Annotated in this window: 10 protein-coding genes; all 10 read left to right on the top strand. The window is 71.3% G+C overall.

Features of this window, described 5'->3' with window-relative positions; translation table 11 throughout:
- Window positions 1–614 (top strand): succinate dehydrogenase iron-sulfur subunit (gene sdhB / locus B7X32_RS14745; RefSeq protein ID WP_292721127.1); only part of this gene is annotated, 614 nt, incomplete at its 5' end.
- 110 nt (window positions 615–724) lie between these two features.
- The gene (locus B7X32_RS14740) at window positions 725–1,990 is read left to right on the top strand and encodes a YihY/virulence factor BrkB family protein (protein ID WP_292721124.1); all 1,266 of its coding nucleotides are present in this window, start codon (window positions 725–727) and stop codon (window positions 1,988–1,990) included.
- Between the two features lie 10 nt (window positions 1,991–2,000).
- The gene (locus B7X32_RS14735) at window positions 2,001–2,894 is read left to right on the top strand and encodes an exodeoxyribonuclease III (RefSeq protein WP_292721121.1); all 894 of its coding nucleotides are present in this window, start codon (window positions 2,001–2,003) and stop codon (window positions 2,892–2,894) included.
- Between the two features lie 49 nt (window positions 2,895–2,943).
- A complete protein-coding gene (gene trpS / locus B7X32_RS14730) occupies window positions 2,944–3,954 on the top strand; it encodes a tryptophan--tRNA ligase (RefSeq protein WP_292721118.1) in 1,011 nt (336 codons plus the stop codon).
- 8 nt (window positions 3,955–3,962) lie between these two features.
- On the top strand, window positions 3,963–4,532 hold the full coding sequence (locus tag B7X32_RS14725) for a GNAT family N-acetyltransferase (RefSeq protein WP_292721115.1): 570 nt from the start codon (window positions 3,963–3,965) through the stop codon (window positions 4,530–4,532).
- A gap of 80 nt (window positions 4,533–4,612) precedes the next feature.
- On the top strand, window positions 4,613–5,488 hold the full coding sequence (locus B7X32_RS14720) for a DNA-formamidopyrimidine glycosylase family protein (protein ID WP_292721112.1): 876 nt from the start codon (window positions 4,613–4,615) through the stop codon (window positions 5,486–5,488).
- Between the two features lie 284 nt (window positions 5,489–5,772).
- Window positions 5,773–6,861: a bifunctional diaminohydroxyphosphoribosylaminopyrimidine deaminase/5-amino-6-(5-phosphoribosylamino)uracil reductase RibD gene (gene ribD, locus B7X32_RS14715; RefSeq protein ID WP_292721110.1), complete on the top strand. Its 1,089-nt coding sequence runs from the start codon at window positions 5,773–5,775 to the stop codon at window positions 6,859–6,861.
- Window positions 6,861–7,517 carry a riboflavin synthase gene (locus B7X32_RS14710; protein ID WP_292721108.1) on the top strand — a complete coding sequence of 219 codons (657 nt, stop codon included), beginning with the start codon at window positions 6,861–6,863 and terminating at the stop codon, window positions 7,515–7,517. The genes ribD and B7X32_RS14710 overlap by 1 nt, the downstream gene beginning before the upstream one ends.
- Window positions 7,514–8,803, top strand: a complete 1,290-nt coding sequence (ribA, locus tag B7X32_RS14705) for a GTP cyclohydrolase II (RefSeq protein WP_292721105.1) — start codon at window positions 7,514–7,516, stop codon at window positions 8,801–8,803. Before B7X32_RS14710 ends, ribA begins: the two co-directional genes overlap by 4 nt.
- Window positions 8,800–9,273 carry a 6,7-dimethyl-8-ribityllumazine synthase gene (ribH, locus tag B7X32_RS14700; RefSeq protein WP_292721103.1) on the top strand — a complete coding sequence of 158 codons (474 nt, stop codon included), beginning with the start codon at window positions 8,800–8,802 and terminating at the stop codon, window positions 9,271–9,273. Before ribA ends, ribH begins: the two co-directional genes overlap by 4 nt.
- The last annotated feature ends 121 nt before the right edge of the window (window positions 9,274–9,394 follow it).

Below are 9,394 nucleotides of genomic sequence, written 5' to 3'. Positions count from 1 at the left end.
AAGTTCATTCCCAGGTAGATGCCCCCATTGACTATCTTAGGCAGCAGCATTGCCGTGAACCCTGTGGTCACGGTACCCAGATTGAGCGTGGTCGTTGGGCCATCAACGGCCGCAACCGGCTCGCCTGCAAGACGCTGATCAAGGACCTGGACATCTCCAAGCCGATCTACGTCGAGGCGATCAAGGGCCTGCCGCTCGAGAAGGACCTCGTCGTCGACATGGATCCGTTCTTCGCCGCGTACCGCGAGGTGAAGCCGTTCCTGCTGGCCACCAGCGAGCCGGAGAAGGGCAAGGAGCGGGTGCAGTCGATCGCCGACCGCGCGATCTTCGACGACACCACCAAGTGCATCCTGTGCGCCGCGTGCACCTCGTCCTGCCCCGTGTTCTGGACCGACGGGCAGTACTTCGGCCCCGCCGCGATCGTGAACGCGCACCGCTTCATCTTCGACTCGCGCGACGACGCCGCCGACGTGCGCCTCGACATCCTCAACGACAAGGAGGGCGTCTGGCGCTGCCGCACGACCTTCAACTGCACCGAGGCGTGCCCCCGCGGCATCGAGGTCACCAAGGCCATCGCCGAGGTCAAGCAGGCCGTGCTGCGCGGCCGTCCGTAACCGGATCCGTTTCCGCGGCTCAGGAGAGGCGCCACCCCGTGCGGGTGGCGCCTCTCCTCGTCTCCCCCACCGGCCGCGGGCGGCCCCGGAGCACTCGCTAGGGTGAGAGCGTGGTGGATTCGGAGCCGGAGCTGCGTACGCGCTTCGAGGCGCCCATCGAACGGGCGGCGGCGATCACCCGCCGCACGATGCGGGCCTTCCCGATCCGGGTGTGGCGGCGATTCCTGCAGCGCAACGGCTTCCTGCTCTCCGCCGGGATGAGCTACCAGGGCCTGTTCGCGGTGTTCGGGCTCCTCTACATGGCGTTCGCCTCCGCGGGGCTCTGGCTCGGCGGCAGCGATCAGGCGATCGCCCTGGTGACGGCGATCGCGAACAGCTACATCCACGGCATCATCGGCGAGAACGGGCTGGTGCATCCCGACGCCGTGCAGGACTTCGCCTCGGACGCGACGAACGTGCTGAGCATCACCGGCATCGTCGCCGCCGGGGTCGTCGCCTGGACCGGCATCACGGCCGTCACCTTCACGCGCCGCGCGGTGCGCGACATCTTCGGGCTCCCCTACGACAACCGCAGCTTCGTGCTGCTGAAAGTCCGCGACGGGCTCGCGGGGGCAGCCTTCGGACTGGCGCTGCTGGCCGGATCCATCCTCGGCTTCGTCGGCGTCTGGGCTCTGCGGCAGGTGTTCGACCTGTTCGGCTGGCACCTCGGCACCACGGCCTTCGACGTGCTGACGCGACTGGGCTCCGTCGTGGTGATGTTCGCGATCGACTCCGCCGCGATCGCGCTGCTCGTGCGCTTCCTCACCGGAACCCGGCTCGCCTGGAGCACGATCCTGCCCGGATCGATGCTGGGCGGCGGAGCCGTCGTGGTCCTGCAGCTGGGCGCGAGCCTGCTGCTCGCGCACTCCCCCAACAACCCGCTGCTCGCCACGTTCGCCGTGATCATCGCGATGCTGCTCTGGTGCCGCTGGGTGGCGGTCGTGATCCTCGTCGCCGCGGCCTGGATCGCGCTGACCGCCGAGGACAGGGATCAGCCCCTGCAGGAGGTCGACGAGGACGCCGCGCACCGCGCGGAGCTCGCGGCGCTCGTACTGGCCGCCGAGGTGCGGCTGCGCTGTGCGGAGCAGGAGCACGAGACAGCGCCGTGGTGGCGGCGGCGCGCGACGGCCCGCGCGGTGCGCGAAGCCCGTGAGGAGTGGGGCGACGCGCTCGCGGACGAGGCGGCCGCCGCCCCCGCGGAGGACGAGGAGGGCATGCTCGGCCTCCTGCTCGAAGGTCCGCGTCGGGAGGGATCCCGCCCCGGCGGGACGCGTGCGGAGAGCGGCCGACAGGTCAGGGCTCCACGCCGGAACGGCGATGTCGGGAGCCCTCGTTAGGCTGGGAACCATGCCCCACCTGCGTATCGCCACGGTCAACGTCAACGGGATCCGCGCCGCGGTCCGCAACGGAATGCACGGCTGGCTCGACGACGCCGGCGTCGACGTGCTCACGCTGCAGGAGGTGCGCGCGCAGGACGAGCACCTCGAGGAGGCGTTCCCCGGCTGGTCGATCCTGCACGACGAGGCGACGGCCAAGGGCCGCGCCGGCGTCGCGGTGCTGAGCCGCGAGCCGGCCCTCGCCTCGCGCACCGCTTTCGGCCCCGAGGACTTCGACTCGAAGGGGCGCTGGCTCGAGGCCGATTTCTCCCTCGGCGGCACCCCGCTCACGGTCGTCAGCGCCTACGTGCACAGCGGAGAGGCCGACACCCCGAAGCAGGACGAGAAGTGGAAGTTCCTGGACGCCATGACCGTGCGCATGGCGGAGCTCGGCGCCGACGGCGCCCTCGCGCTCGTCACCGGCGACCTCAACGTGGGCCATCGGCCCCTCGACATCCTGAACTGGAAGGGCAACGTCAAGAAGGCCGGCTTCCTGGCTCGTGAGCGCGCCTACTTCGACCGCTTCCTCGGCGCCGCCGGCGAGCCCGTCGTGGGTCAGGAGGGCATCGGCCGGGGCATGGTCGGGCAGCTCAGCGACACCCGCCCCTACGCGGCGGAGGGCGACGGCAAGGGCCTCGGCTGGGTCGACGTGGGGCGCGTCGCGGCCGGCGAGGTCGCGGGCCCGTACACCTGGTGGACCATGCGCGGCCAGGCCTTCGACAACGACTCCGGCTGGCGCATCGACTACCATCTCGCCTCGCCGCCCCTCGCCGCCCGCGCGACGAACTATCGCGTCGCGCGCGCCGCGACCTATGCCGAGCGATGGAGCGATCACACCCCGGTGATCGTCGACTACACGTTCTGACCGAAGGGCTGCGGTCGGGCGCTCGTCACGGTCACCATAGGATTGATCCGTGACGAAACCCCGCCTCTACTCCGGAATGCAGCCCTCCGCCGACTCCCTCCAGGCCGGCAACTACATCGGGGCGCTGCTGCAATGGCGGGACCTGCAGAACTCCTACGACGCCTTCTTCTCGGTGGTCGACCTGCACGCGATCACCGTGCCGCAGGATCCGGCCGAGCTGCGGGAGAAGACCCGTCGCACCGCCGCGCAGTACATCGCGGCCGGCATCGAGCCGTCCCAGTCGACGCTGTACGTGCAGTCGCACGTGCGCGCGCACGCGGAGCTCGCCTGGATCCTCAGCACCATCACCGGCTTCGGCGAGGCCGGCCGGATGACCCAGTTCAAGGACAAGTCGTCGCGCTTCGGCGCCGATGCGACCTCCGTCGGCCTGTTCACCTACCCCGTGCTGATGGCCGCGGACATCCTGCTCTACCAGACCGACGTCGTGCCGGTGGGCGATGACCAGAAGCAGCACGTCGAGCTCACGCGCGATCTCGCCGAGCGGTTCAACTCCCGCTTCGGCGAGACGTTCGTCGTGCCGATCCCGGTGATCCAGAAGGACACCGCGCGGATCTACGATCTGCAGAACCCCACCGCGAAGATGTCGAAGTCGGCCGAGACCGACGCGGGCGTGCTGTGGCTGCTGGACGACCCGGCGAAGTCCGCGAAGAAGATCATGCGCGCCGTGACCGACAACGAGGGTTCCGTCCGGTACGACCGGGAGGACAAGCCCGGCGTCTCGAACCTGCTCACGATCTACGCGGCGCTCACCGGCCGCCAGATCGCGTCGATCGAGGACGAGTACGCGGGTCGCGGCTACGGCGACTTCAAGAAGGGTCTCGCCGAGGTCGTCGTGAACGAGTTCGGGCCCGTGCGCGACCGCGCGAACGAGCTGCTCGCCGATCCTGCAGAGCTGGACCGCATCCTCGCGGCCAACGCCGCCCGTGCCGACGAGGTCGCAGACCGGACCCTCGCCGCGGTCTACGACAAGGTGGGCCTGCTCCGCCGCATCGCCCTCTGAGGCATCCGATGCAGCCCCAGACCCTCCGCACGAAGCGGCTGGTCCTGCGCGTGCCAACCCCGGCGGATGCCGACGCGATCACCGAGGCGTGCCAGGATCCGGAGATCCCGCGCTGGACGACGGTTCCCAGCCCCTATGCGCGCGAGGACGCCGAGGATTTCATCCGGCTCATCGGCGAGTGGTGGGAGGACGGATCCGAGACCGTGTGGGCGGTGTTCGCGGACGACGTCCTCGTGGGCGCGATCGGACTGCACCACATCGTCGAGCATCGGACCGGCGGCGACGCCGAGCTCGGATACTGGGTCACCGCCCCGGCACGAGGGCGCGGATACCTCACCGAGGCGGCGCGCGCCGTGATCGACTGGGGGTTCGCCGAGCTCGGGCTCGCCCGCATCACGTGGCGTGCCGTGGTCGGCAACATCCCGTCCGCGCGCAGCGCGCGCGCCCTCGGCTTCCGGTTCGAGGGGACGCACCGCCGATTCCTGACCAGCCCGCGCGGCCGGGACGACGGCTGGACCGCGGGGCTCCTGCGGACGGACGACCGCGCACCGGTGGCCTGGCCCATCGACCTCGGCTGAGGGGCCTGCCCCGGCCGCGGCGTCGGCGGGCATCCGGATCGATCCGCCCCGATGTCGCACGCGGGTGGCAGGATGAACGCATGCCGGAGATGCCTGAGGTGCAGGGGCTGGTCGACTTCCTCGCGGAGCGCGCGGTCGGACTCACCATCACGCGCGCCTCCGTCTCGGCGATCGCGGCGCTCAAGACCTTCGATCCGCCCGTGACCGCGCTGGCGGGTTCGCGCATCGAGGGCGCGGAGCGGCACGGCAAGTTCCTGGATCTGTCGCTGAGGAGCGACGCCGAACCACACCTGCACCTCGTGTTCCACCTCGCCAAGGCCGGGTGGCTGCGCTGGTACGACGCTCTGCCCACCACGCTGATCCGCCCCGGCAAGTCGCCGATCGCGCTGCGGATCGCGTTCGACGACGGCAGCGGCTTCGACCTCACGGAGGCCGGCACGAAGAAGTCCCTCGCGGTGTACGTCGTCCGGGATCCTGCCGACGTGCCCGGCATCGCGCGGCTGGGCCCCGATCCCCTGGACCCGTCGTTCTCGCGCGAGGTGTTCGCGGCGCTGCTCGACGGGCGGCGCACCCAGATCAAGGGGCTGCTGCGCGACCAGGCCGTGATCGGCGGGATCGGCAACGCCTATTCGGACGAGATCCTGCACGCCGCCCGGATGTCCCCCTACGCCCCCGCCGGGGGCCTCGGCGACGCCGAGGTCACCCGGCTCTACGACGCGATGCAGTCGACGCTGCGCGAAGCCGTGGCGGAGGCGAGCGGCAAGCCTCCGGCCGATCTCAAGGACGCGAAGCGGCGCGGCATGCAGGTGCACGCCCGCCGCGGCGAAGCATGTCCGGTGTGCGGCGACACGGTGCGCAGCGTGTTCTTCGCGGACCGGTCGCTGGAGTACTGCCCGACCTGCCAGACCGGCGGCAAGGTGCTCGCGGACCGTCGGCTGTCCCGGCTGCTGAAGTGACCCGCGCGCGACATGGGGCGTCACGGAACCATCCACCGGAATGAAACCGGAACCGGCGCGTTGACTAAGCTGAGAGCAACACAACGTGCTCCGGGGTCGGTGAGAATCCGAACCGGCGGTGACAGTCCGCGAACCGAGGATCCGACAGGGATCCGAGGCCGATCCGGTGGGATTCCGGGACCGACGGTGATGCGAGCGAAGGCTTGCGAGTCCGGATGAGAGGAAGCACGCACGATCGACGTGCGCCCGACCCCGGTGACCTTGACCAGGATGAGGAAGGCGACATGACGGCGACAGCGGCGGAGCGGGCGGCGATGACGCATGCGCTCGAGATCGCACGCCGCGGCCCCCGGGGGCTCAACCCGCAGGTCGGCGCCGTGATCCTCTCCCCCGCGGGCGACCTGCTCGCCGAGGGCTGGCACCGCGGCGCCGGCACCTCGCACGCCGAGGTCGACGCGCTCTCGAAGCTCTCGCCCGAGCAGCTCCGCGGCGCGACAGCGGTGGTGACCCTCGAGCCCTGCAACCACACCGGGCGCACGGGCCCGTGCGCCCAGGCGCTCATCGACGCGGGCGTCCGCCGCGTGATCTACGCGCTGGACGATCCCGGAGCGGTCTCCGGCGGAGGCGCGGAGCGGATGCGCGCCGCGGGCGTCGACGTCGTCGCCGGCGAGCAGGCCGAGGCCGCGCACGCGCTGATCGACGACTGGCTCACCGTGCAGCGGCTCGGTCGGCCGCACGTGACCGTGAAGTGGGCGCAGAGCCTGGACGGGCGCGCCGCCGCGGCGGACGGATCCAGTCAGTGGATCACCGGTCCCGCCGCTCGCGCGGATGTGCACCGTCGCCGGGCTGCCGCCGACGCGATCGTCGTCGGCACCGGAACCGTGCTGGCCGACGATCCCTCCCTCACCGCCCGTGATGGCGACGCGCTGCTCCCCCACCAGCCGGTGCCCGTCGTGATCGGCGCCAGGGAGACCCCGGCCGACGCCGCCGTGCGCCGCCACCCGTACGCGCCGCTGTTCTACGCCGAGCACGACCTCGCCGCCGTCCTCACGGACCTCCGGGACCGTGGGATCCAGCGCGTGTTCGTCGAAGGCGGCCCCACCCTTGCCAGCGCATTCCTCGCCGCGGGTCTCGTCGACGAGGTGCTGGCGTACCTGGCGCCCGTGCTGATCGGCGGGCCGAGGCTCGCCCTCACCGACATCGGCGTGCCCTCGATCGGCGAGGCGCGGCGCCTCGTCGTGGACGAGTGGCAGCCGCTCGGCGCGGACCTCCTGGTGGTCGCGCGCCCCGCGGAGCCCGACGGGGCGACATCGACCGGCGCCGCCCCGGCGCCCGCAGACCTGAACACCTCCCGGAACGAAGGAGCAGCCTGATGTTCACCGGAATCATCGAGGAGATCGGCGAGATCACCGCGATCGCGCCCGCCGGCGACGGCTGGCGCCTGACCGTGCGCGCCCCGAAGGCGGTGTCCGACGCGGTGCACGGCGAGTCCATCGCCGTGAGCGGCGTCTGCCTCACCGTCGTCGGATCCACCTCCGACACGTTCGACACCGACGTCATGAAGCAGACGCTCGACGTGGCCGCGATCGGCGGTGCGACCGTCGGCACGCGGGTGAACATCGAGAAGGCGATGCCGGTCGGCGCGCGCCTCGGCGGCCACATCGTCCAGGGCCACGTCGACGGCGTCGGTGAGGTGCTCGAAGTGCGCCCCGGCGCGCAGTGGAGCGTGCTGCGCATCTCGCTGCCCAAGGACCTCGCTCCGCTCGTCGTGGACAAGGGATCCATCTCGGTCGACGGCACGTCGCTCACGGTGAGCGCCGTGAGCGAGCCTTCCGCACAGGACGCGTGGTTCGAGGTGTCCCTGATCCCGGAGACCCTCTCGGCGACCACGCTCGGATCCCGCTCGGCCGGCGACCGCGTGAACCTCGAGACCGACATCCTCGCCCGGCACGTCGAGCGGCTGCTCGCGTTCCGTGCCGCAGACTCAGGCGCCGACAGCGCCGCCGCACCGGAAGGAGGCTCGCGATGAGCCTTTCCACCATCGAAGAGGCGCTGGAGTCGCTCCGCGCCGGTCGTCCCGTCCTCGTCGCGGACGATGAGAACCGCGAGAACGAAGGCGACGTCATCCTCTCGGCCGAGCTCGCGACGCCCGAGTGGATCGCGTGGACCGTGCGCTGGACCTCCGGGTACCTGTGCGCGCCCATGCCGGCCGACATCGCCGACGCGCTGAACCTGCCTCCGATGGTCGAGGCCAACGAGGACGCCCGCAGCACCGCGTACACGATCAGCGTGGACGCGGCCTCGGGGGTCACCACGGGCATCAGCGCGGCCGACCGCGCCCGCACGCTGAACGTGCTCGCGGATGCGGCGACCGTGCCGACCGACCTCATCCGCCCGGGACACGTGCTGCCCCTGCGCGCGGTCGACGGCGGTGTGCGTCAGCGCGGCGGTCACACCGAGGCCGCCGTCGAGCTCATGCGCCTGGCGGGCCTGCGCCCGGTGGGCGCGATCGCCGAGGTCGTCGCCGAGGACGGCAGCATGATGCGCCTGCCCGGCCTGATGGAGCTCGGCGAACGCGACGGGATCCCCGTGATCACGATCGAGCAGCTCATCGCCCACCTCAACGAGACGGACCCGCGGGACGAGGCCGACTGCGTCGCGAACAACACCCGGCGCCGCGTGAGCCTTCGCGCGGACGCCACCGTCCCCACCACGCACGGCGTGTTCCGGTTCCTCGCCTACAAGGACCGCATCACCGGCACCGATCACATCGCGGTCGTGTCCGGCGAGCCGAGCGAGACCGCTCTGGTGCGGGTGCACTCCGAGTGCCTGACCGGCGAGGCGTTCGGATCCCTCAAGTGCGAGTGCGGTCCCCAGCTCGAGGCGGCGCTCGACGCGATCGAGCAGGACGGCGGCATCGTCATCTACATGCGCGGCCACGAGGGACGCGGCATCGGCCTCATCAACAAGCTGCGCGCCTACGCGCTGCAGGAGGAGGGACTCGACACGGTCGACGCCAACCTCGCTCTGGGCCTCCCCGCCGATGCCCGTGACTACGCCGCCGCCGCGGGGATCCTCACCGACCTCGGGGTGAAGAAGGTGCGTCTCCTCACGAACAACACCGACAAGGTGGCGCAGCTGCGCCAGCTCGGCCTCGACGTGATCGAGCAGGTCCCGCTGATCGTGGGCGTCGGACCCAACAACCACCAGTACCTCGAGACCAAGCGCGACCGCATGGGCCACATCATCGGCGAGTCCGAACTCGCCGCGGCCCTGGCGGCGAACGGCGCGGAGAACGGAAGAGACGACGCATGAGCGGCGCAGGAGCACCCACCACCGGCGGATTCGATGCGAGCGGCCTGAACGTCGTGATCGTCGCCGGCACCTGGCACGAGACGATCACGGACGGCCTCATCGCGGGCGCGCAGCGCGTGCTCGAGGAGACCGGCGCGAACCACCGCCTGGTGCGGGTCCCCGGCTCGTTCGAGCTCGCCGTGGCCGCGCAGGCCGCCTTCGCCGGCGGTGCAGATGCGGTGGTGGCGCTCGGCGTGATCATCCGCGGCGGTACCCCGCACTTCGAGTACGTCTCGGCCGCCACCACGGACGGCCTCACGCGGGTCTCCCTCGACGCAGGCAAGCCCGTCGGCTTCGGCGTGCTGACGCTGGACGACGAGCAGCAGGGTCTCGACCGCGCGGGCCTTCCGGGCTCCAAGGAGGACAAGGGCGCCGAGGCCGCCGACGCCGCCCTGCGCACCGTACAGGTCATCCGGTCCCTGCGGGGCTGACGCGGCTCGCGGGGCTCGCCTGGCTCCGGGTTCGCCCGGCTAGCGGGGCTGACGCCGCTCGCGAGGCTCGCGGGGCCCTTCCAACTCCGAGTCGTCCCTGTCAGCGCACGCTATGGCGTGC

This window comes from Microbacterium sp. 13-71-7 (assembly GCF_002257455.1).
GTDB lineage: Bacteria > Actinomycetota > Actinomycetes > Actinomycetales > Microbacteriaceae > Microbacterium.
Note: the sequence above shows the minus strand (reverse complement) of the source record. Positions and strands in the feature narration are given on the sequence as shown.